The organism is Pseudaquabacterium rugosum, from assembly GCF_038066575.1.
GTDB classification, from domain to species: domain Bacteria; phylum Pseudomonadota; class Gammaproteobacteria; order Burkholderiales; family Burkholderiaceae_C; genus Pseudaquabacterium; species Pseudaquabacterium rugosum.
Map to the genome: position 1 here is coordinate 210,848 of NZ_JBBUTF010000002.1, position 20,619 is coordinate 231,466.

General features: G+C 74.2%; 20 protein-coding genes. 5 read left to right on the forward strand and 15 right to left on the reverse strand.

The window, feature by feature from the left end:
- The first annotated feature begins 2 nt into the window (after positions 1-2).
- Positions 3-896: a cation diffusion facilitator family transporter gene (locus AACH11_RS01565; protein WP_341372433.1), complete on the forward strand. Its 894-nt coding sequence runs from the start codon at positions 3-5 to the stop codon at positions 894-896.
- Complete coding sequence (gene dtd / locus AACH11_RS01570) at positions 893-1,333, forward strand: D-aminoacyl-tRNA deacylase (protein WP_341372434.1); 441 nt, start codon at positions 893-895, stop codon at positions 1,331-1,333. Before AACH11_RS01565 ends, dtd begins: the two co-directional genes overlap by 4 nt.
- 117 nt (positions 1,334-1,450) lie before the next feature.
- Here dtd and AACH11_RS01575 read toward each other — a convergent pair whose 3' ends face one another.
- Entirely contained in the window at positions 1,451-2,425 is a 975-nt protein-coding gene (locus AACH11_RS01575) for a tripartite tricarboxylate transporter substrate-binding protein (RefSeq protein WP_341372635.1), read from the reverse strand.
- Positions 2,426-2,621: 196 nt separating this feature from the next.
- A complete protein-coding gene (locus AACH11_RS01580; protein ID WP_341372435.1) occupies positions 2,622-2,981 on the reverse strand; it encodes a hypothetical protein in 360 nt (119 codons plus the stop codon).
- A 201-nt stretch (positions 2,982-3,182) separates the two neighbouring features.
- Between AACH11_RS01580 and AACH11_RS01585 the strand changes: the two genes are divergently transcribed.
- Positions 3,183-5,093: a diguanylate cyclase domain-containing protein gene (locus AACH11_RS01585; RefSeq protein ID WP_341372436.1), complete on the forward strand. Its 1,911-nt coding sequence runs from the start codon at positions 3,183-3,185 to the stop codon at positions 5,091-5,093.
- On the opposite strand, the gene AACH11_RS01590 is transcribed toward AACH11_RS01585, so the two are convergent.
- Together AACH11_RS01590 and gspF are read right to left on the reverse strand one after the other, a co-directional pair.
- Positions 5,083-6,087: an AAA family ATPase gene (locus AACH11_RS01590; RefSeq protein ID WP_341372437.1), complete on the reverse strand. Its 1,005-nt coding sequence runs from the start codon at positions 6,085-6,087 to the stop codon at positions 5,083-5,085. The genes AACH11_RS01585 and AACH11_RS01590 overlap by 11 nt on opposite strands.
- A gap of 773 nt (positions 6,088-6,860) precedes the next feature.
- Positions 6,861-8,090, reverse strand: a complete 1,230-nt coding sequence (gspF, locus tag AACH11_RS01595) for a type II secretion system inner membrane protein GspF (protein ID WP_341372438.1) — start codon at positions 8,088-8,090, stop codon at positions 6,861-6,863.
- A gap of 65 nt (positions 8,091-8,155) precedes the next feature.
- Here gspF and AACH11_RS01600 point away from each other — a divergent pair, with 65 nt between their 5' ends.
- Complete coding sequence (locus AACH11_RS01600; RefSeq protein ID WP_341372439.1) at positions 8,156-8,887, forward strand: hypothetical protein; 732 nt, start codon at positions 8,156-8,158, stop codon at positions 8,885-8,887.
- A gap of 118 nt (positions 8,888-9,005) precedes the next feature.
- Here AACH11_RS01600 and AACH11_RS01605 read toward each other — a convergent pair whose 3' ends face one another.
- The 11 genes from AACH11_RS01605 to gspG all read right to left on the reverse strand — a co-directional run bounded on the left by AACH11_RS01605 (position 9,006) and on the right by gspG (position 19,833).
- A complete protein-coding gene (locus tag AACH11_RS01605) occupies positions 9,006-9,443 on the reverse strand; it encodes a hypothetical protein (protein WP_341372440.1) in 438 nt (145 codons plus the stop codon).
- A gap of 14 nt (positions 9,444-9,457) precedes the next feature.
- Positions 9,458-10,879: a type II secretion system ATPase GspE gene (gene gspE, locus AACH11_RS01610; RefSeq protein ID WP_341372441.1), complete on the reverse strand. Its 1,422-nt coding sequence runs from the start codon at positions 10,877-10,879 to the stop codon at positions 9,458-9,460.
- 17 nt (positions 10,880-10,896) lie between these two features.
- Positions 10,897-13,257 (reverse strand): type II secretion system secretin GspD, encoded by a 2,361-nt coding sequence (gene gspD / locus AACH11_RS01615; protein ID WP_341372442.1) that lies wholly within the window; start codon positions 13,255-13,257, stop codon positions 10,897-10,899.
- A gap of 2 nt (positions 13,258-13,259) precedes the next feature.
- Positions 13,260-14,120 (reverse strand): type II secretion system protein N, encoded by an 861-nt coding sequence (gene gspN / locus AACH11_RS01620; RefSeq protein ID WP_341372443.1) that lies wholly within the window; start codon positions 14,118-14,120, stop codon positions 13,260-13,262.
- A complete protein-coding gene (gspM, locus tag AACH11_RS01625; RefSeq protein WP_341372444.1) occupies positions 14,120-14,791 on the reverse strand; it encodes a type II secretion system protein GspM in 672 nt (223 codons plus the stop codon). The genes gspN and gspM overlap by 1 nt, the downstream gene beginning before the upstream one ends.
- The gene (gene gspL / locus AACH11_RS01630) at positions 14,788-16,191 is read right to left on the reverse strand and encodes a type II secretion system protein GspL (RefSeq protein ID WP_341372445.1); all 1,404 of its coding nucleotides are present in this window, start codon (positions 16,189-16,191) and stop codon (positions 14,788-14,790) included. Before gspL ends, gspM begins: the two co-directional genes overlap by 4 nt.
- Before the next feature lie 245 nt (positions 16,192-16,436).
- Positions 16,437-17,534 carry a type II secretion system minor pseudopilin GspK gene (gene gspK, locus AACH11_RS01635; protein WP_341372446.1) on the reverse strand — a complete coding sequence of 366 codons (1,098 nt, stop codon included), beginning with the start codon at positions 17,532-17,534 and terminating at the stop codon, positions 16,437-16,439.
- Entirely contained in the window at positions 17,531-18,325 is a 795-nt protein-coding gene (locus tag AACH11_RS01640) for a prepilin-type N-terminal cleavage/methylation domain-containing protein (protein WP_341372447.1), read from the reverse strand. The genes gspK and AACH11_RS01640 overlap by 4 nt, the downstream gene beginning before the upstream one ends.
- A gap of 96 nt (positions 18,326-18,421) precedes the next feature.
- Positions 18,422-18,841 (reverse strand): type II secretion system minor pseudopilin GspI, encoded by a 420-nt coding sequence (gspI, locus tag AACH11_RS01645; RefSeq protein ID WP_341372448.1) that lies wholly within the window; start codon positions 18,839-18,841, stop codon positions 18,422-18,424.
- A gap of 33 nt (positions 18,842-18,874) precedes the next feature.
- A complete protein-coding gene (locus AACH11_RS01650; protein ID WP_341372449.1) occupies positions 18,875-19,396 on the reverse strand; it encodes a prepilin-type N-terminal cleavage/methylation domain-containing protein in 522 nt (173 codons plus the stop codon).
- Positions 19,393-19,833 (reverse strand): type II secretion system major pseudopilin GspG, encoded by a 441-nt coding sequence (gene gspG / locus AACH11_RS01655; RefSeq protein WP_341372450.1) that lies wholly within the window; start codon positions 19,831-19,833, stop codon positions 19,393-19,395. Before gspG ends, AACH11_RS01650 begins: the two co-directional genes overlap by 4 nt.
- Positions 19,834-19,929: 96 nt before the next feature.
- Here gspG and AACH11_RS01660 point away from each other — a divergent pair, with 96 nt between their 5' ends.
- Positions 19,930-20,616, forward strand: a complete 687-nt coding sequence (locus AACH11_RS01660; protein WP_341372451.1) for a type II secretion system protein N — start codon at positions 19,930-19,932, stop codon at positions 20,614-20,616.
- Positions 20,617-20,619: the final 3 nt, after the last annotated feature.

A 20,619-nucleotide genomic window follows, 5' to 3' on the forward strand; every position in this document is an offset into this window, starting at 1 on the left:
TCATGCAGGTCACCTCCTATCTGAAGCTGTCGGTGGCGGTCGCGTGCGCGACGATCGCGCTCAAGGCCGGCGCCTGGTGGCTGACCGGTTCGGTCGGCCTGCTGTCCGACGCGCTGGAGTCGGTGGTCAACCTGGCCGGGGCGATGTTCGCGCTGGCCATGGTCACCGTCGCGCAGGCGCCACCCGACGACGACCACCCCTTCGGCCACGAGAAGGCCGAGTACTTCTCCAGTGGCTTCGAGGGCGTGCTGATCATCGTCGCGGCGCTCGGCATCGGCTGGGCGGCGGTCGACCGCTGGCGGCATCCGCAGCCGCTGGAGGCGCTGGGCTGGGGCGTGGCGCTGTCGGTCATCAGCTCGGCGCTGAACGGCGGCCTGGCCTGGGCCATGCTGCGCAAGGCCCGCCAGCACCAGTCCATCGCGCTGGAGGGCGATGCCCGCCACCTGATCACCGATGTCTGGACCTCGGCCGGCGTGCTGGCCGGTCTCGGCCTGGTCACGCTGACCGGCTGGGTCTGGCTCGATCCGCTGCTGGCGCTGGCGCTGGCGGCCAACATCGCGCGCGAGGGCCTGCACTTGGTGCGCATCAGCGCCGACGGCCTGATGGACCGCGCACTCGAACCGGCCGAACTGGCCGCGGTGCGGGCGGTGCTCGACGGCTTCGGCCACCAGGCGGTCACCTTCGACCACCTGGTGACCCGGCGCTCGGGCGCCCGGCGCGATCTCGACGTCCACATGCACGTGCCGCCGGACTGGACGATGGCCCATGCTGCGCGCATGCGCGCCGATGTCGAGCACGCGCTGATGGAGGCGGTGCCCCGCCTGCGCGCCAGCATCCAGCTGCTGCCGCAGGGCAGCGAGGCGCAGTTCGTGCTGCGCCAGGAGGCCGCCCGATGATCGGCCTGCTGCAACGCGTGCGCTCGGCCCGGGTCACGGTGGGCGACGAGACCGTGGGCGAGATCGGCCCGGGTCTGCTGTTGCTGGTGTGCGCCGAGCCGGCCGACACCGAGGCCAGCGGACGCCGCCTGCTCGACAAGCTGCTGAAGCTGCGCATCTTCAGCGACGCGCAGGGCCGGATGAACCGCAGCGTGGTCGATGTCGGCGGCGGGCTGCTGATCGTCAGCCAGTTCACGCTGGCGGCCGATGTCTCGGGCGGCAACCGGCCGAGCTTCAGCGGCGCGGCGCCGGCGGCCCTCGGCCAGCGGCTCTACGACGCGCTGGTGGCCGAGGCGCGGGCGCGCCATCCGCAGGTGGCCACCGGCCGCTTCGGTGCCGACATGCAGGTGGCCCTGGTCAACGACGGGCCGGTGACGATCCCGCTGCGCATCGTCTGAGCCGGCGGCCGCACAAGCGACGACGGGCACCCTCGCGGGTGCCCGTCGTGCGTCAGGCGCGGCCCTGGGCGGGCGCTGCGCGGGGCCGGGGCCTCATTCGGCCCCGTTCCAGAGGAGTCAGTCGGCGTACTGGCCGGCGGCCTTGATGACCGGACCCCACTTGGCGATCTCGGCCTCGACGAACTTCTTGTGCTCGGCCGGGCCGGTGCGGCTGTCCTCGATGATGTCGGCGCCCAGCGCTTCCTGGCGCTTGATGAAGTCGGCGTCCTTGATCGCGCTCTTCAGCGCCGCGTTCAGCTTGTCGAGCACCGGCTTGGGCGTGCCCTTGGGCGCGTACAGGCCGTGCCAGATCGTCACGTTGAAGCCCTTGAGGCCCGACTCGTCGAGCGTCGGCAGCTTGGACAGCGCCGGGGTGGTCAGGCGCTTGGGCGTGGTCACCGCGAAGGCCTTGACCTTGCCGCTCTCGATCTGCTGCGTGGTGTTGGTGGTCTGGTCGCACATGATGTCGACCTGGCCGCCGAGCAGGTCGGTCATCGCCGGCGCGGTGCCCTTGTACGGCACGGTGGTCATGTCCACGCCCATGCTCTGCTGGAACAGCAGGCCGCACAGGTGCGAGGCGGCGCCCAGGCCGGCGTTGGCCAGGTTGATCTTGCCCTTGTTGGCGTCGATCCACTTGCGCAGCTCGGCCCAGTTCGAGGCCGGCAGCGTCGAGCGGCCGACCAGCGTCATCGGCACCTCGTTGATCAGGCCCAGGTACTCGAAGTCGGCCTTGGTGTCGTAGGCCATCTTGCGGTAGAGCGCCGGCGAGGTGGCCATGCCGATGTGGTGCAGCAGCAGCGTGTAGCCGTCCGGTGCGCTCTTGGCGACCTTGGCCGCGCCCAGCGTGCCGCCGGCACCGCCGACGTTCTCGATCACCACGCTCTGGCCGCCCAGCTGCTTGCGCAGCACCTCGGCGAAGTCACGCGCGACCTTGTCGGTCGGGCCGCCGGCGGTGAACGGCACCACGATCGTCACCGGCTTGTCCGGATAGGCCCAGGCGGTGCCGGTCAGGGCGGTCAGGCTTGCGGCGGCGGCCAGGGTCCAGTGCTTCATCGTCATCGATCTTCTCCAGGGGCAGTTGGCTCCGCGTCCAGGTCATTGCGATCCCGCGGGCCGCCATGCGGACCGGCGCAGACCGACTCTGCAGACGCGCCGCGATTGTCCGTGCCTCCCCGGGCGGGCGGGCGTGGGAAATACGTAGCTTGTGCCGGGCAGTGCGCAGGATTCGCGGGTTGTGCCGTCGCGGGCGTCAGTCGTCGGCGTCGCGGGCGCCGGCCAGCAGGCGGCGCAACTCGTCGAGAAAGTGGCGCAGGTCGGCATCGTGGCGCAGCGTGTGCGACCGCCAGTCGGTGCTGCCACGCCGCAGCCGGGTGGCGCGCGCGACGTCCAGCGTCGTGGCCTGGGCCGTGGGCGGGCTCACCCGTGCCACGGCCAGGCCGCCGCGGGCTTCCCACACGCCGGCGCGCTCGCTCAGACCGGCTTCGCGCAGGCCGCGGCGCAGGCGGTCGAGGGCCGCCGTCGGGTTGAAGGCCGGCGGGGCGAAACCCCAGGCCGCGTCGGCGGGCGGATCGTCGCGCGGGTCGGTGTCGGTGGGGTGGTCGTCGTGCATGGGCGGATTGTGGGCCGTCGTGGCCCGCGCAGGCTGCGCGGTGGCGCCGCGGCGCTGCCGCGATGGGACCTCAAGTCCGGACGTGCGCGGCCGACAACAGGCGCACATCCGTCCAGGCGAGGATCCGGGCCCCACGTCGCGCCCCGGCCCTCGGCGAGGTGCCTGTTTTGTTCCGCGCGGCGACCCGGGTCGAACATCCGCATGCCTGTCCTGTCGCGTCCGTCGCGCGGTCATCGCCTGCTCCGGCACGCGCTCATCCTCTCCCTCGTCCTCCTGTGGTGGGGGCTGCTGGCGTCGGCGCACGCGCAGGTGCCGCCACCGGCCGCCCGGGCGGCCACGGTGCGGCTGCCGGTGGCCGTGCCGGCCCTCGCCCTGCCGGCCGACGAGGATGCGGACACCGCGCGGCTGTGGCCCCATGTGCGGCTGCTGGCCGAGCCGGCGGGCTCGCCGCCGCGGGACCTGTCCTGGGCCCTGGCCCGTGCGGGCCAGTTCCGGCCGGCCGGTGCCCCGGTCGGCAATCTGGGTGCGCAGCGCCAGGCCTGGTGGGTGATGGTGCCGCTGCGGCCGCAGGGGGCCGACGGCCCGCGCATCTTCCACCTCGACTACGCCCCGCTGCAGGCCATCGATCTGGTGCAGCTGCGCGACGGCGTGCCGGTCGCCCAGCATCGGCTGGGCGGTGCACAGGCGCATGCGGCTCGACCGCTGCCCAGCCGGGCCCACGCGGTGTCGCTGCACCTGCGGGCCGACCATGACGAGGTGCTGCTGCTGCGCGTGCAGACCGACAGCGCGATGCTGCTGCCGATGGCCCTGCTGCGGCCGGCCGCCTTCCTGGCCGAGGAGTCGGCGATGCAGGCGCTGCACGGGCTGCTGGCCGGCATTTCGGTGGCGCTGCTGCTGTACGCGCTGGCCTACTGGGTCAGCCTGGGCGAGGCCATGTTCGGCCTCTATGCCGGGCTGCTGGTCGGCGTCGGCGGCTTCTTCGCCGTCTACTTCGGCCTGGCGCAGCAGTATCTGTGGCCCGGCCTGACACCGGGGCCGCTGCTGCACAAGCTGGCGCCGCTGAGCGTGCTCTTCGCGCTGTGCGCCGGCGCGCAGTTCATCATCTGCGCGCTGCAGCTGCCGGCCACGCTGCGCCTGACCCGCTGGCTGCACGCCATCACCGGGCTGACGCTGCTGACCCTGGCGCTGTCGGTGGCCGGGGTGCTGGACTACCGGATGACGCAGCTGGCGGCCACGGTGATGGGGCCGCTGCCGATGCTGCTGGCGATGCCGCACGGCATCCGCATGGCCCGGACCGGCCATGCGATCGCCACCCAGCTGGTGGCCGGCTGGAGCGCCTACACCACCGGCGCGTTGATCATCGCCGGCCTGCTGTGGGGCGGGTTGCCGGCCGACTTCTGGCTGCAGCACGCCTTCCAGTTCGCCTCCATGCTGGAGATGCTGCTGTGGATGCGGGTGCTGGGCCTGCGCATCGAGGCCGTGCGCCGCGACGGCGATCGCGCGCGGCTGGAGCAGCAGAACCTGCTGACGCTGGCCCACACCGATGCGCTGACCGGCCTGCCCAACCGACGCGGCCTGCAGCAGGCGCTGGAGCAGGCGCTGGCGCCGGCCCTGTTGCACGGGGTGAGCGCGCGCGGCCCGGTCGTGGCCTTGGCGGTGTTCCTGCTGGACCTCGACGGCTTCAAGCCGGTCAACGACCGCCATGGCCATGATGCGGGCGATGCCCTGCTGGTGCAGGTCGGCCAGCGGCTGCGCGCGCAGCTGCGTGCCGGCGATCTGGTCGCGCGGCTGGGCGGCGACGAGTTCGTCATCATGGCCCGGGGCCTGGGCGGTGATGCGGACGCCCGTCGGCTGGGCGAGAAGCTGTTGCGCGCCTTCGACGAGCCTTTCGTGCTGGGCGCCGACCTGAGGTGCCGGGTGGGGCTGACGGTCGGCTATGCGCTGGCCCCTCAGGATGGGGATCAGGCCGGCGATCTGCTCAAGCGCGCCGATGCGGCGATGTACGCGGGCAAGCAGGCCGGGCGGCACTGCGTGCGGCGCGGTGCGGCCTCGCCGGGGCTGGCCGGCACGGCCGCGTCCGCCGCGCGCGAGGCCTCGTCGCTCACTGCATGAAGCCCATCGCCGTGCGCCGGCCGCCGGCGCCCGGCAGGTCGCGCGGTGCGACGTGGTCGCGGCCGTCGAGCTTGGCATTGCCGAAGGCGGTCATCCAGGCGCGGCGCATCTCGCGCGGGGCGATCTCGGCCAGGCGTTCGAGCACCTCGTCGGACGGCTCGGCCGCGAAGCGCTGGCCCCAGTCGTGGCTGCCGCGGATGCGCTGGTACAGGCGCAGCGCGATGGTGCGCGCTGCGTCGCGGTCCGGGGCCTGGACCTCGAACACGTTCATGCGGTTGAGGATGGGCTCGGGGATGGACCGTTCGTCGTTGGCGGTGGCGACCCAGATCACCTGGCTGGCATCGACCGGCACCTCGGCGAACTCGTCGATGAAGGCGCCGGCGGTGTCGTGTTCGAGCAGGCTGTAGAGGGCGCCGAGCGGGTCGTAGGCATGTTCGCCGCGGGCCTTGTCGATCTCGTCGACGACCATGACGGGGTTGGCGTACTGGCCGTCGACCAGGGTCTCGAACACCTTGCCGGGGCGTGCGCCCTTCCATTGGGCGTTGGCGCCGGAGAGCACCCAGCCGGCGGTCAGCGCGCTCATCGAGACGAAGCCCATGCCGGTGCCCAGCAGCTGGGCGACCTCGCGGGCGAAGTGGGTCTTGCCGACGCCGGGTGGGCCGAGCAGCAGCATCGGCGTGATCTCGAGGGCGTCGCGGCTGTCACTACACAGGGCGAGCTGGCGGCGGATGTCGTCGAGCACGTCCTGGAAGTTGGGCAGCTCGTCGTAGAGGTGCTCCATGGCGGGCAGGCCGGCGGGTTTGACCTGGAAGCGCTCGGGGCCTTTTTCGAGCATGCGCTCGTAGGTGGTGCGCAGGCTTTCGTGCTCCTTGGGCGGCAGTCGGGCGAGTTTCTGCTCGACTTCGCCGTAGTGGTAGAGCGGGCGCATGCGGGCGATCGGGATGCGGCCACGGGTGGGTGTGGCGGGCACGAGTTCGGTGGATGGGCTGGGCATGGGCACCTCCTGCGGACCGGTCGACAAGGCTCATCTCAGCATGGTCGTGCCGGGGGTGCCACGCGCAGTCGCGGGGCATCGGCGGTCCTTTTCGGGGCTTGGTCCGCCGCGTCCGCATCCTGCGCCGGCCCGCCGTCGCGGCCTGCCGGGTTCTGCGGAAGATTAGCAAGGGTCAGGCCATGCGGGGTGGGGGCGGGGTGATCGTCCTGGCGTCCTGACGGGGCTTGTCGGGGTGGGGCGGCGTCGTTGTTGTTGTTGTTGGCTGTGCTGGTGCGTTGCTTGTTGCTTGTTCCGGTTGCGGTTGCGGGGAGATCGGGCTTGCGGTGGGTTCGCGGTGGGGCGGGGACCGCGGGGTGGGCGGCCCTCCTCAACGGAAATTCGTCGGGCCGCCCACCCCGCGATCCCCGCCCCCAGCCACCACCCTGGCAGCGCGGAGGGCGCGCGCGCGGCTTGGCGGGTCAGGCCAGTGCCAGGCAGGGCAGGGCGGGCGAGGAGCGTAGCCGTGCCATGCCGTAACCCGTCCCAGGCCGCGGTGATTCGGTCCCGGGGTGGTCGGGCGGGCGGCCCGACGAATTTCCGTTGAGGAGGTCCGCCCGCCCGGCCGCCCCGGGACACGCTCCGCCCGCAACCCGCAACCCGCAACCCGCAACCCGCAACCCGCAACCCGCAACCCGCAGAAACGCCGCAAGGAGCCCCAAGCCGAAAGCCGAAAGCCCAGAGCTCCGCGCCCGCAGCCCCGATCGCAGAGCGATGAACCCCGGCCCCTCAGCCCCTCACTTCACCCAGCTGTTGAGCTGGATGATGGGCAGCATCACCGCCAGCACGATCAGCATCACGATCAGGCCCATGGCCACGATCAGCAGCGGCTCCAGCAGCGTGGCCAGCGCCATCGCCCGGCGCTGCACCTCACCTGACAGCTGGCGCGCCGCGCGCTCCAGCATCTGCGGCAGCTGGCCGGTCTGCTCACCCAGCCGCGCGAACATCGCCAGCAGACCCGGCAGCCGCTTCTTGGCCGCCAGCGCACTGCCCAGCGGCGCCCCCTCACGCACCTGCGCCAGCGCATCCAGCGCATCGACCCGCAAGGCCCGGTTGCCCAGCGTCTCCGCCGCCGCCTGCAGCGCCTTGAGGATCGGCACCCCCGCATTGGCCAGCAGCGCCAGCGTGCCCGCGAAACGCGCCGCGTTGTAGCCGCGCGCCAGCCGGCCGACCAGCGGCACCCGCAGCCAGCCCGCATCGAAACGCTGACGGAAATCCTCCTGCCGCAGCGCCAGCGCCAGCGTCACCCCGCCGCCGACGGCCGCCAGCGCCACCAGCCAGCCCCAATGCCGCACGAAGTCGCTGAGGGCCAGCATCATGACCGTCAGCCCCGGCAGCGCCCGCTTGCTGCTGGTGAACACGCCCGCCACCTGCGGCACCACATAGGTCACCAGGAAGATCACGATCACCAGCGCCACCAGCGAGACGATGGCCGGATACAGCGCCGCGCCCAGCAGCTTGGCCGCCAGCGCGCGCCGCTCCTCCAGATCGTCGGCCAGCCGCTCCAGCACCTGGCCGAGTGCGCCGCTCTGCTCGCCGGCGGCGATCACCGCGCGGTAGACCTCGTCGAACTCGCGCGGATAGGCCGCCAGCGCGCGGGCGAAGGGGTGGCCGGCGTTGACCTCGGAGCGCAGGTGGGCGATCAGCTGGCGGGCCCGCTCGTCCTCGGCCTCGTCGGACAGGGCGGTCAGTGCCCGCTCCAGCGGCAGACCGGCACCGACCAGGCCGGCGAGCTGGCGCGTCCACACCGCCAGACCGGTGCCGCCGAAGACCCGGCCCTGCCACAGCACCATCGAGCCACCGCGGCCGGCCGCGCCGTCCTGGCCGGGGGCCACGGCCGCGACGGCCAGCGGCACCAGGCCCTGCTGGCGCAGCTGGGCGCGGGCGGCCTTGCCGTTCTCGGCATCGAGCACGCCCTTGCGGGTCTTGCCCTTCTCGTCCAGGGCTTCGTAGGTGTAGGCAGGCATGGTCGGGGGCGCTTTCAGGCCGGCGGCGGGGCGGCGCGGGCGGCGCGCGCCCGCACAATGCCGGCATGTCGAATCATGATCCTCAGGTGCCGGGGCAGGCCGCGGCTGCGGGCCCCGGCGCGGTGGCCGCGCCCGGCTGGCGTCCGGCGCTGCTGGCGCGCTACGCGCACGCGCTGATGGGCGTGCAGCCGCCCGCGCCGCGTGCCGCACTGGCGCTGCACACGGTCGGGCCGGTCGGGGGCGCGCAGCAGGCGGTGTGGCCGGCCTTGCTCGCCTGGTGTGCGGACGGCGCGCGCACCGGCGCGGTGGTCCTGCCCTGGCAGCGTCCGTCCATCGCCCGGCCGCTGGCCGTGGCCCGGCTCGACGGCCCGCGCGGCAGCGGTCGCCACCCTCTGGCCCAGGCGCTGGGCGAGCATCTGAGCCGCGACGCGGCGCTGGCCGCGCTGCCCGGCCGGGGCGCGCAACTGGCCCTGCGCCTGCGCGTCAAGGCGGCCGAGCTGTGCTGGTGGCGTGCGGCGCCTGATGATGCGGTGTGGGATGCCGGCTGGCTGCGCACGGACCTGCCGGATCTGGCGGCACGCCTGGCCGCCTGGTCGCCGCGCCGGCCGACGCTGCTGCTGGCCGATGCGCCCGCGCCCCAGGTGCTGGCCGGCTGGATCGACGGCCTGCGTGCGTTGGCCGCACACACCCGGCAGCCGGTGCGCCTGCTGTTGCTGCCCCAGGGCGCACCCGGCCCGCTGGAGGCGCCGGACGCACCGATCACCCTGCAGCACCTGCCCGACGACCTGCGCGGCTGAGTCCGCACGCGCTGTGCCGCGCGCGGCCGGCGCCGTGGCGGCCCGCCGGCGCGCGCAGCCCCGTGCCACGACGGGCGCCCGCCGCTGCCGGTGCGCACCACCGGCGCGGTCCGCCGGCTCAGCAGGCCAGCGTCTCATGCCAGACGGTGCGCGCACCGGCGCGCAGCTGCAGGGCGGCCGCGTCCAGGCTCAGGGCCCGGCCATCGACCAGGGTCAGCTGCAGCGTCAGCGGGCCGGCGAGCGTGAACGGCGCGGGCAGGGTCAGCGGCCAGGGGCCGGTCGAGGCCGCCGCGCCCGGGCGCTGCACGGCCAGCCGGCGCAGCCGGCCCGGCGTCGGGTCGGGGCCGGCCGGCCAGGCCGCCTGATCCAGCACCAGCCGCACATGCCGCACCCAGCCGTCCTGCGGCCGCAGCGGATGGTCCGGGTCCGGTCGCCGCGCCGCGATCACCGACAGCTGCAGCACCAGACCGCCGCCGACGGCCTCGACCGAGGCCAGCTCGGCGTCGGCCGGCAGCAGCATCAGGTCGGACGGCGGGGGCGTGGCGGGGGAGGACATCGTGCGGCCGGTCTTCAGTCCCGCGTCACGCGGATGACTTCCTCGGGCGAGGTCAGGCCCTCGGCCACCAGGCGTTCGCCGTCCTCGCGCATCGGCACATAACCGTTGGCCCGGGCGGCCTCGGCCAGCTCGGCCTCGGCGGCGCGGTTGTGGATCAGCCCGCGCAGCGCGTCGTCGACGACCATCAGCTCGTAGACGCCGGTGCGGCCCTTGTAGCCGCTGTGGTTGCACACCGGGCAGCCCACCGCGTGCCAGTGGCCGAGCTCGTCCTGGCGCCGGCAGTGGGTGCACAGCTTGCGCACCAGGCGCTGGGCCTGCGCACCCAGCAGGCTGGACGACAGCAGGTAGGGCTCGACGCCCATGTCGATCAGCCGCGTCACCGCACTCGGCGCGTCATTGGTGTGCAGCGTGGCCAGCACCAGGTGGCCGGTCAGCGAGGCCTGGATCGCGATCTGCGCGGTCTCGAAGTCGCGGATCTCGCCGATCATGATGACGTCCGGGTCCTGGCGCAGGATGGCGCGCAGGGCCTTGGCGAAGGTCAGGTCGATCTTGGCGTTGACCTGGGTCTGGCCGATGCCGGGCAGCTCGTACTCGATCGGGTCCTCGACCGTCAGCACATTGGTGGTGGCGGTTTCCAGCCGGCCCAGCGACGCATAGAGCGTGGTCGTCTTGCCCGAGCCGGTCGGGCCGGTCACCAGCACGATGCCGTGTGGCTGGTGCACCAGGCGGTCGAAGTCGTGCAGCACGCGGCCGTTCATGCCGAGCGCCTCCAGCGTGAACTTGCTCTCGCTCTTGTCGAGCAGGCGCAGCACCGCGCGCTCGCCGTGGGCGCTCGGCAGCGTGGAGACCCGCACGTCGATCGCGCGGCCGCCGATGCGCAGCGAGATGCGGCCGTCCTGCGGCAGCCGCTTCTCGGCGATGTCGAGCTCGGCCATGATCTTCAGGCGCGAGATCAGCGCGGCATGCAGCGCCCGGTTGGGCGCCACCACCTCGCGCAGCGTGCCGTCGACGCGGAAGCGCACGGCCGAGGCGCGCTCGTAGGGCTCGATGTGGATGTCGGAGGCGCCATCCTTGGCGGCCTGCGTCAGCAGCGCGTTGAGCATGCGGATGATCGGCGCGTCGTCGGCCGTCTCCAGCAGGTCCTCGACGGCCGGCAGGTCCTGCAGCATGCGCGACAGGTCGACCGCGCTCTCGACCTCGCCGACCACGGCGGCCGCGCTCGACTCGCCGCCGGCATAGGCCGCGGCGATGCGCTGGGCCAGCGTGTCGGCGGCCTCCAGCTCGACGCGCTGCACCGCGTGCAGGCGCATCGCCTCGGCCAGTGCGGCGCTGCGGGCGCCGTCGGCGGCCCACAGCACGGCCTCGTGGCCGTCGTCCTCGATCAGCAGGTTCTGGGCCTTGGCCCAGGCGTAGGGCAGGGGGTGGCGGGCGGCCATCGTCGCTCCGGCAGCCGTCAGCGCGTGGCCGACGGGTCGACGACCGGCGGCTCGGTGACCACGCCGCCGGTGCGCGGCGTGCCGGTGGCCGAGGTGCGGGCGGCGGCGGCAGCGTCCGTGGCCGTGGCCGGCGTGGTACCGGCCGGCGGCGTGACCGGCCGGACCGGCGCGGTCGCCGGGGCGACGGCCGGTGCGCCCGTGCGGCGTGACGGGTCCTCGCGCTCGGGCAGCATCGGCGACTCGTTGATGCCCATCACGCGGCTGCGCTCGGGCTGGGCGGCCTGCTGCTGGGCGCGGATGGCCTCGTAGCGGTCGGTCGACAGCGCGGCCGCCGCCGCGGCGTCCCGCAGCACCGTCGGCCGCAGGAAGACCAGCATGATCTTCTTGGTGCGGGTGCGGGCGTCGCTGCGGAACAGGTTGCCCACCAGCGGCAGGTCCCCCAGCAGCGGCACCTTGCTGACGGCATCGTCGTACTGCTCGCGCAGCTGGCCGCCGAGCACCATGATCTGGCCGTCATCGGCCACCACCGTGGTCTCGACCGAGTTCTTGTTGGTCGTCGGGCCGTTGGTGTTGCTGCTGGTGGTGGCGACGACGCTGGAGTTCTCCTGGTAGACCGTCATCCTCACCACGCCGCCTTCGCCGATCTGCGGCTTGATCTTCAGCGTCAGGCCGACGTCCTTGCGTTCGACGGTCTGGAAGGGGTTGACCGTCGACGTCGACGAGCCGGTGCTGGTGAAGCTGCCGGTGACGAAGGGCACGTTCTGGCCGACGACGATCTTGGCCTCCTCGTTGTCGAGGGCGACCAGATTCGGGGTCGACAGGATGTTGGTGCCGGACACCGTTTCCAGCAGCCGCGCCAGCGCGCCCAGCGTGTAGACGCCGTTGACCCGCTGCAGCAGGCCGATGTTCAGGCCGTTGATGGCGGTGGACGCCGTCACCGAGCCACTCGTGGCCGCGGCGGTCACGTTGAGGATGTTGCTGGCGCTGGTGCCGTAGTTGGTGCCCAGCACGACGCCGTACTTGTCGCCCGACTGGCCCAGCAGACCCTGCCACTGGACGCCGAGCTCGGCCGCCTTGGCGGCGTCCATCTCGACGATCATCGATTCGACATACACCTGGGCGCGGCGGCCGTCGAGCTGGTCGATGACCTGGCGGATCTGGCGGAACAGCGGCTCGGGTGCGGTGATGACCAGCGAGTTGGTGGCCGGATCGGCCTGGATGAAGCCGCCGGTCGAGGGCTGGGCCGAGGCCGAGATCGGGCTGGTGGCGGCCGAGGTGCCGCCGCTGGCGCCCGTCGCCCCGCCGGCGCTGGTGGCCGAGCCCCCGGCCGCGCCGCTGCTGCCGGCCGTCGGCAGGGCCGAGGCCGAACCCGCCGAGCCTCCCGCCCCCGCGCCGCCGCCGCTGCCGCCCCCGAAGGCCGCGCGCAGCACCGAGGCCAGCTTGGTCGCATCCGCATTGCGCAGATAGACGACGCGGATCGTGCCTGCCGGGCCGGCGCCGGGCCGGTCGAGCTGGCGGATCAGCGTGCGCAGCTGGGCCAGGCGCACCGGGTTCGGGCCGCGGATGATCAGCGCGTTGGCGCGCGCGTCGGCCATCACCGTCACGCCGCTGCCCGAGGCGCCGGGCACCGCCGCGGCGGCCGCCGCCGCGCCGCCGCCTTCGGCCAGGCGCTGCACGGTGGTGGCCAGGTCGGCGGCCACCGCGTGCTCCAGCGGGATCACCTCGACATCGGTGGCCGCCGGCTGGTCGAGCGCGCTGATGATCTTGGCCAGCCGCGCCAGGTTGTCGGCGTAGTCGGTGATCACCAGCGAGCTGTTGGCCGGGTTGGCGTTGATCGTGTTGTTCGGGCTGATCAGCGGCCGCAGCACGGCCACGAGGTTGTTCGGGTTCTCGTGGTTGAGGCGGAAGATCTGGGTGATCACCTGCTCGCCGCGCTGCTGTACCGGGCCGACCTGCACGGTGGCGGCCTGCAGCTTGGCATCGGCCTCGGGCAGCACCTTGAGCAGGCCGCCGGACTCGACCACCGAGAAGCCCAGCCCGCGCAGCGCGGCCTGGTAGTTCTGGTAGGCCCGGGCGACCGGGATCGGCTGCTCGGCATAGAGCGTGATGTTGCCCTTGACGCGCGGGTCGACCAGGATCTGGCGGTCCATCATCGCGCCCATCGCGCGGCTGACGGCGTCGATGTCGGCATTGACGAAGTTCAGCGTCACCGGGGCGGCGGCGCGGCTGGCCGGCTTGCGCGTGGCCGTGCCGGCGGCCTGGGCCACCGGGGAGAGCAGCGGCAGCAGCAGCGCCGCGCAGCAGGCTCCGACGGTGGCGGACCGCAGCGCGGCGCGATGCGCCGGGCGGCGGGAGCGGGGCGGTCGGGGCGAGGTCATGGTCATCCGATCGAAATGAGCGCCGACGATCCCTGTCGGCGGCCGATGAGGCTGAGCAGGTTGGCGAGGGCCGATTCCTGGCCGGCGGCGGGGCTGGCCTGGCCGCGCAGGCGCAGGCGGCCGCCGCTCCACTGGCCGTCGGCCTCGACGCGCAGCGGCGCGTCGCCGAGGGTGCGCACCTGCAGCAAGGCGGTGTCGCCGCCGCCGGGCGCACCCTGCAGCGTGAACTGGTAGTTGCCGAGCGTCGGCAGCAGCGCGGCGCGGGCCCGCGTCTCGCGCAGCTCGGCCAGCAGCCGGCCCTCGATGCGCAGCCGGCCCTGCACCCACTGCAGGCGCACGTCCTGCGCCGAGAGGCCGAGCTGGCCGTCGAGGCCCAGCGTGTTGAAGGGCGCGCCCAGGCCGCCGAGTGCGGCCACCGGCCAGGTCCCCAGCGGGGTCGGGGCGGTGCCGCGGGTCTCGATGGTGAGGCTGGCGCCGCCCCAGCCGGGGCTCAGGCGCAGCGGCAGCTCGCCGGGCGTGCAGCAGTCCTGGCGCAGCGCCAGGCGCAGGCCCTGCCAGTCCGGGCGCAGCGTCCAGTGCAGGCGGCCGGGCAGGGCGGCGGCGTCGCGGCTGCCGCTGCCGCCGGTCAGCACCAGCACGGCGTCGCCGTTCCAGACCGTGCCGCGGGCCTCGGCCAGCAGCAGGCGGCCACCGCTGGCCTGGGCGAGCTGGCCGGCGATCCAGCTCGCCGGCAGGCCGGCCAGCACACCGCCGAGCCCGCCGACCAGCAGGCCGGCCAGCATCCAGCGCCGGCCGGTGCGGTGCTGGGCGACGGCCAGCTCCAGCGTCGACAGCACGCTGTGGACGTAGCGTGGCCGGCCCATCAGAGCGGGCTCCCGTATTGCACGACCAGCTGGCCGTCGTAGCGGCCCGGCGCCGATTGCGTCAGCGTCGCCTCGGTCACGTGGCCGCGTGCGCCGGCGCGCAGCTCGGCCAGCCAGGTCACCAGATCGGCGCCGCTGCACGCGCTGCAGGCCAGCACCGCGCGGTCCTGGCCCTGCAGCGTCAGCTTGCCGCGGGCGCCCAGCCGGCCGGTGGCCGCGTTCAGGGCCTGTTGCGCCTGGGCGGTCGGCACCGGCGGGACGGCGCGGTATTGCGCGACCTCGGTCGCCCGCTCGCGCATCTGCTGCAGTGCGCGCTCCTGCTGTGCGATCTCGGCCGGCACGCGCTGCAGCGTGCGCCAGGCCGGGGCCAGCGCCACGCTCCACAGCAGACCGCCGGCCAGCACCGTGCCGCCGATGGCCAGCAGCAGGCGTTCGCGCGGCGCCAGGGCCTGCCAGCGGCCCTGCAGCGCGCCGGCCGGGCCGCTGTCGAGCCGGCTGTCGTCCAGCCGGCTGAGCAGGCTGGAGCCGCCCGTGCCGGGGGATTCCAGGCGCGAGTCCATCGAGGGATCGACCCGCGTGTCCAGGCGCGAGTCCTGCAGGCTGTCCGGGGCGTCGGCGGCCGCGCGGTCGCGGCGCCAGGGCAGGCTCGGGCGGGGCAGGCGCCAGCTCATCGGGGCACTCCGTTCGGCGGCGTGGTCGGCGGCAGGGTGCCGGGGGATGGGCCGGCCGGGGGCATCGCCGCGGGCTGGACGGTGTCGGACGGGGCGGGCGCGAGGCCGGACGGGCCGGGTGCGGCGGTGGCTGCGGCCGCGGCCGCGTCGGTCGGTGCGGCGTCCGGGCCCTGGCGCTGCAGCGTCAGCTGCGTGCCTTCGGTGGCCAGCTTCCAGCCACGCGCCTGCAGGCGCTGGCGCAGCGTCTCGATCGCCTCGGGCGGCATGGCCGGGGTGTTCAGGGTCAGGCTCTGGCCGTCATAGCGCAGCTGGGCGGCCGGCGCCTGGCCTTCGGGCCAGGCCTGGCTGGCGGCGGCCAGCAGCGTCTCCAGATCCTGCTCGCCGGGCACGCCGGCCTGGTCGCGCAGCGTGGCGGTCTCGCGGTGCATCTGCAAGGCGGCGTCGCGCACCACGCGCACCTGCGGATGGGTGGCGCGCAGCAAGGCCTCCTGGCCGTCGCGCAGCTGCTGCAGCGTCTGCCGCTGGTGCCAGGCCCAGACGTTCAGGCCCAGCAGCTGCACCACCACCAGCACGCCCAGGCCCAGGCGCACCGGGCGCCAGACGGGGCTGCGCCAGCGCTTCCACAGCGCGGCCAGGCGGCGCAGGCCGCGGTGGCTGGGGGCGAGGTCGAACTGCAGCAGGTTCCAGTCGCCGGCGGCCGCGGCCAGGGCCAGCTCGGCCTCGGTCTCGACGGCCACCGGCTGGCCCAGCCAGCGTTCGGCGATCGTGGCGGCGGCTGGCGAGGCGCTGATGCGGCAGCCGTCCTGTTGCCAGTGCGTCAGCCGCGCGCGGGCCAGGCTGCCGGCCAGCGGCAGCAGGCTCACGCCCTCGGTCTCGCTGGCCACCAGCCAGGCCGCGCCGGGGGCATCGCCTTCGCGGGCATGCAGGTGGACGACCGTCGGCGCATCGGCCAGGCCGGCGCCGCGCGGGGCCCAGGCCGGCACCACGCGGTCGACGTGGATGCCGGACTGCGCCAGCACCGCCAGCTGGCGCTGCAGCCAGCGGCGGGCCGTCACCGCGACCCACACCGTCTGGCCGGCCTGGGCGCGGGGTGGCAGGGCCAGGTGCACGGCCTCGGCCTCGTCGAGCAGCTGCTCTTCCAGCAGGCCCAGCAGGGCCTCGCGCAGGCGGGCGGCCGGCGCCTTGGGCAGCGTCAGCGCGTGCCAGCTCAGGCGTTCGGGGGGCAGCACGGCGACCACCTGGTCGCAGCGCGGCAGATGGGCGGCCTCGAGCCGGCCGTGGTGCAGCGCCGTGCGGCCGTCCTCGCTGTGGACATGGGTCCACGCCGCCGGCGGCTCGTCGGCCTGCGCCGCATCGGCGAGCGGCGGCCGCGTGGGCAGCGTGATCACGAGCAGGGACATGGTGCGGCAGTGGGCGGTTCAGGCCGTTCGGACAGGGGGGCGGATGACATCGGGGCAGGCTCCCAGGGCCTGCCACGCGACGGCGTGCCGGACGATTGTCGGCCAGCGGTGTGCCGGCTTCATTGCGGATGAGCGGCACCCCGTCCGCCCATCTTCCGTCGTGGGCGGATGGACGCGCGGCGGCGGGGTGCGCAGGCGCAGGGCGGTGGACGTGGCGACGGCGGACATCGGTGCGGTCCCGGTGCTCAGCGCGCCGGGGTGTCGGCCACGCGCACCTGGCGCTGGCGCTGGATGGCCACCAGGCGGCTGCCGCCGGTGGCCTCCAGCAGGTAGCGTTCGACCAGCGTGTAGGGGCCCGAGCGGATCTGGCCGTCGGCGAAGAAGAAGGCGGTGCGCACGTCGACCCGTCCGGCGTCGGGCGCCTGCTGCAGGCCGAGCGCGGCGCGCAGGTCCTCCAGCGTGTCGAAGCCCTGCTGGCCGATGCGCGAGGGCTGCAGGCGCTGGCGGATCAGGCGGTCGGCGCCGCCCAGACCGAGTTCGGGCAGCACCGCGGCCAGCACCTCGCGCGAGGCGGTGTTGACATTGACCCGGGTGGCCACCGGCAGCAGCACCACGTAGGGCGCGAGCTGGCGCAGCGTGGCCTGGCCGAGGCCGGCCCATTGCAGGTCCTCGACCTGCTGCGGCGGCAGCGGTGCATCCTCGCTCTCGTTGAGCGGGGCGCGCAGCGCGCGGCGCAACTGTTCGGCGATCTGCGCGGCCAGGTCCGAGGACACGCCGGCCAGCGTGCACAGCCGCTGCAGGATCTGCAACTGGGCCGGCACCACCTGGTCGTCGACGATCAGGTTGCGCAGGTTGTAGCGGGCCTGGGCGTCCTCCAGCCGGCCGCTGATGAAGACGTCGATCTCGGCATCGGCCGACTGGTTGCGGTCGGCGGCCAGCAGCGAGGACAGGCGGGTCTCGGCCAGCGGCTGGGCCAGCAGCAGCGGCAGCTGGGTGTGGCCGTCGGAGCGGCGCAGCTTCTCGCGCAGGATCTCGCGCGCCCAGTCCATCGCGCCGGGTACCAGCACGGCCGACTGCGCGCGCATGCGCTCGGCGGTCTCGACCTCGACCGCCCGCCACTGCTGCCAGACCATGCCGGCCGCCAGCGTGGCGACCACGCCCATCAGCACCATCGCCACCAGCAGCGCGGCGCCGCGCCGTGGCGCGGGGGGGCGCCGGCGATGGCCGGTCCTGCGTGCGGTCGCGCCACGGGCCTGATGGCGGGCCGGGCGCAGGGCCGGACCGGCCGCCGGACGGGCGCCGACGGTCGCGGTGGCCTCGGGGCAGGGCGGGTGGCGGCTCATGAGCGGCGTTGGGGCGGCAGCATCACGTCGCGCGTGAGCCGGCCCTCGGGCAGGTCGAGCTGCAGACGCACGCCTTCGGGCAGCAGGCGGCGACTGCTGCGGGCGGTGGCCGTGGCCGTGGTGGTGCCGGACGTGCTGCCGGTGGACGATCCGGAGGTGGTGGTGGTCGTGCCGCCCTCGGTCGTGCCGGTGCCGGCTGCCGTGCCGCTGCCCGTGCCCGTCGTGCCGGACGCCGTCGCGGTGCTGAAGTCGTCGGCCGACTGCGCGTTGGTCCAGCCGCCCTGGCGCCAGTAGTACAGCTGCCAGCCCTGGACGCCATCGAGCAGGCGCATCTGCATCGCCTCCTGGCCCTGCAACTGGGCGGCCACCTGCAGATGCCGCAGCAGCTCGGTGGACCGGGTGACGGCCGGTCCGGCCCAGCGCTGCCAGTGCCCATCCTGCAGCGACCAGACGACGATCTGGACGCCCCCGTCGCCGCGGCGCAGCAGACGCAGCTGCCGGCCGTCGAAGGCCAGACCCGGCACGCCCGGGTGGTCGTAGACCGCCTGCAGATCCTGCTCCCACTGGCTGATCAGGGCCGACAGGCGCAGCGTGCGGTCACTGGCTTCCTGCGTCGCGTCGCGGGTCCGCACCATCGTGGCCACGCCCTGCCAGCCCATGGCCGCCATGACGGCCATGATCACCAGCGCCACCAGCACCTCGACCAGCGTGAAGCCGGCGCGTGCCCGGCCCGCGTGGCGGCGCGGGGCCGGGCGCAGGGCGGTGGGGCGGTGGCGGGGGGGATGGGTCATGCGGAACGGGGCGGTGGTGCGAGGCGGTGGTGTGCGGTCGTGCGGGCCGGGCTGCGGATGGCGGGTGGCAGGTCGCGGAGGGCGGCGGACCGTGCCTCAGTTGCGGCCGACGATGGTCGACAGCCGCAGCAGCTGGCGGCCGTCCTCGTCGAACACGGTGGCGTCGACGGTGCTGAAGTTGGCCTGCAGCGGATGGGTCTGTGCGCTGAGCTTGCCGCTGTAGCGCCGGCCCAGCTGCTCGCAGCTGAACTCGCTCTCGCTGGTGCCGGGAAACTGGCGTGACAGGCGCAGGCCCGTCAGCTGGTTGTCGGCACACCACTGGGCCAGCATGACCGCCTGCAGCCGGCTGGCGTTGTCGGTCAGCGCGCCGGCCGCGCGCAGGCCGGCGCCCAGGCACAGCGCGGTGATCGCCAGCGCCACCAGCACCTCGACCAGCGTGAAGCCGCGGCCCGGCCCGGGGGGGCGGGGCGCGGCCAGCGGGCGGCGGCGTGCAGGGTGCGCGGACGGGACGGGCATCGGTGGTGGAAGGGGGGATGTGTCGGCGGCGCCTCAGCGCTGCGGTGGCGGGCCGATCAGCCCCTGGCCGGCCGCCAGGGCCGCGGCCTCGGCCTCGTCATGGGCGGCGATGAAGGGGCCGAGGCCGTCGGTGATCAGGATCAGGTGGGCTTCGCCATGGCTGAGCTGGATGCGCTGGCGGCCGATCAGCGGCTCGGGCCCCAGCAGCAGGCTGCGGGCGCCCAGGATCTGGCCGCGCGTGCCGCTCTGCAGCCAGCGGCCCGGAGGCAGCGCACCATCGGGCAGGCCGACGAAGCGGAAGGCCAAGCTGTCGGCACCCGCGTCATCGCGGGCGGCCTCGCCGGTGAACTCGAAGTGCACGACCAGGCCGCTGGCCCGCGCCTGTGCCCGTGCGGCCTCGATCAACGCCGACAGCCGCTGGGCTTCGCGCTCCAGCCGCACGCCATCGTCGTCGCGCAGCGACAGGCCGATCAGGCCGGTGGTCATCGCCACCAGCAGCAGCACCATCAGCAGCTCGATCAGCGTGAAGCCGGCCGACGGCCGGGCCGGTGTCACTGCCAGGAGCCGATGTCGGCGTCCTTGCCCTCGCCACCCGAGCGACCGTCGGCGCCGAAGCTGAAGACGTCGATCGGGCCCTGCACGCCCGGGTTCATGTACTGGTAGGGCTGGCCCCAGGGGTCGGTGGGCAGCTTCTCCAGGTAGGGGCGCCAGTTGGCGGGCGCCGGGTTGACGGTGGGCTTCTTGACGAGCGCGTCCAGGCCCTGTTCGTTGCTCGGGTAGCGCTGGTTGTCCAGCTTGTAGAGCTTGAGCGCCTGCATCAGGTTGTTGACGTCGGTGCGCGCCCCGGTCGCCCGCGCGTCATCCGTGCGGTCCAGCACGTTGGGCACGATCAGCGCGGCCAGCACGCCGATGATGACCAGCACCACCATCAGCTCGATCAGCGTGAAGCCCGAGCGTCGGCGGCGCGGCGAGGGGGGCAACGAAAGGTTCATGAAGCTGCAAGAAAACGGAAAAAACGGGCGTGTATCAATGGCTTGCGTCCAGCGGACGCGGCCGGTCGAACACGGGCGCTCCATCATAATCGGCACATGACGGCCAGACTTTCATCCTTCGTGGTCTGGGCCCTGGTGGCCGCCAGTGTGGCGGTCTGGGGCCTGAGGCTCGCCGCGCGCGGGCAGGCGGTGCCTGCGCAGGCCGTGGTCACCGCGACCACGGGCCTGCCGGTGCTCGGTGATCTCTCCCGCCTGCTCGGTGCGGTGGCCGCGGAGGCGCTGCCCCAGGCCGATGCGGCCGCGCCTGCGCCGGCCTGGGCGGCGCGGCTGAAGCTGCTGGGCATCGTCGCCCCCCGTGGGGGTGGCGCGGCCGGCGGCCTGGCGCTGGTGTCGATCGACGGCAAGCCGCCGCAGGTGCTGCGCGTCGGGGCCGAGCTGGAGCCGGGTCTGCGGCTGCAGGCCCTCGAATGGCGTGTCGCCCGTTTCGGCGGTGAGGGGCAGGCCGGCTTCACGCTGGAGCTGCCGCCGCTGCCCGAGGCGGCCCGCGGCGTGCCCGGGCCCTCGACCGGGATGCCGGCCTTGGCCCAGACCGGCTTCCCGGGCGGTGTGACGGCCGGCGCCCTCGGTCCGGGTCCGGTCGGCGGTGGTGCGCCGGGCGCGGTGCCCGGTGCGAACGCGGCACGGCCGATCGGCGCTGCGGTGCCGCAGGCCATGACGCGCCAGGACGCGGTGGCCGACACGCCCGACGGCCCGCCACCGACCCTGCCGCCGACCGCCCGCTGACCG

What these genes read in the sequence shown, in the direction of transcription:
- gspD (WP_341372442.1), bottom strand. Translation starts at nt 13,257, where the DNA reads ATGACCTCGCCCCGACCGCCCCGCTCCCGCCGCCCGGCGCATCGCGCC.
- gspI (WP_341372448.1), bottom strand. Translation starts at nt 18,841, where the DNA reads ATGCCCGTCCCGTCCGCGCACCCTGCACGCCGCCGCCCGCTGGCCGCG.
- gspE (WP_341372441.1), bottom strand. Translation starts at nt 10,879, where the DNA reads ATGGCCGCCCGCCACCCCCTGCCCTACGCCTGGGCCAAGGCCCAGAAC.
- gspG (WP_341372450.1), bottom strand. Translation starts at nt 19,833, where the DNA reads ATGAACCTTTCGTTGCCCCCCTCGCCGCGCCGCCGACGCTCGGGCTTC.
- gspK (WP_341372446.1), bottom strand. Translation starts at nt 17,534, where the DNA reads ATGAGCCGCCACCCGCCCTGCCCCGAGGCCACCGCGACCGTCGGCGCC.
- AACH11_RS01575 (WP_341372635.1), bottom strand. Translation starts at nt 2,425, where the DNA reads ATGAAGCACTGGACCCTGGCCGCCGCCGCAAGCCTGACCGCCCTGACC.
- gspN (WP_341372443.1), bottom strand. Translation starts at nt 14,120, where the DNA reads ATGGGCCGGCCACGCTACGTCCACAGCGTGCTGTCGACGCTGGAGCTG.
- AACH11_RS01605 (WP_341372440.1), bottom strand. Translation starts at nt 9,443, where the DNA reads ATGTCCTCCCCCGCCACGCCCCCGCCGTCCGACCTGATGCTGCTGCCG.
- gspF (WP_341372438.1), bottom strand. Translation starts at nt 8,090, where the DNA reads ATGCCTGCCTACACCTACGAAGCCCTGGACGAGAAGGGCAAGACCCGC.
- dtd (WP_341372434.1), top strand. Translation starts at nt 893, where the DNA reads ATGATCGGCCTGCTGCAACGCGTGCGCTCGGCCCGGGTCACGGTGGGC.
- gspL (WP_341372445.1), bottom strand. Translation starts at nt 16,191, where the DNA reads ATGTCCCTGCTCGTGATCACGCTGCCCACGCGGCCGCCGCTCGCCGAT.
- AACH11_RS01565 (WP_341372433.1), top strand. Translation starts at nt 3, where the DNA reads ATGCAGGTCACCTCCTATCTGAAGCTGTCGGTGGCGGTCGCGTGCGCG.
- AACH11_RS01590 (WP_341372437.1), bottom strand. Translation starts at nt 6,087, where the DNA reads ATGCCCAGCCCATCCACCGAACTCGTGCCCGCCACACCCACCCGTGGC.
- AACH11_RS01600 (WP_341372439.1), top strand. Translation starts at nt 8,156, where the DNA reads ATGTCGAATCATGATCCTCAGGTGCCGGGGCAGGCCGCGGCTGCGGGC.
- AACH11_RS01585 (WP_341372436.1), top strand. Translation starts at nt 3,183, where the DNA reads ATGCCTGTCCTGTCGCGTCCGTCGCGCGGTCATCGCCTGCTCCGGCAC.
- gspM (WP_341372444.1), bottom strand. Translation starts at nt 14,791, where the DNA reads ATGAGCTGGCGCCTGCCCCGCCCGAGCCTGCCCTGGCGCCGCGACCGC.
- AACH11_RS01640 (WP_341372447.1), bottom strand. Translation starts at nt 18,325, where the DNA reads ATGACCCATCCCCCCCGCCACCGCCCCACCGCCCTGCGCCCGGCCCCG.
- AACH11_RS01660 (WP_341372451.1), top strand. Translation starts at nt 19,930, where the DNA reads ATGACGGCCAGACTTTCATCCTTCGTGGTCTGGGCCCTGGTGGCCGCC.
- AACH11_RS01580 (WP_341372435.1), bottom strand. Translation starts at nt 2,981, where the DNA reads ATGCACGACGACCACCCCACCGACACCGACCCGCGCGACGATCCGCCC.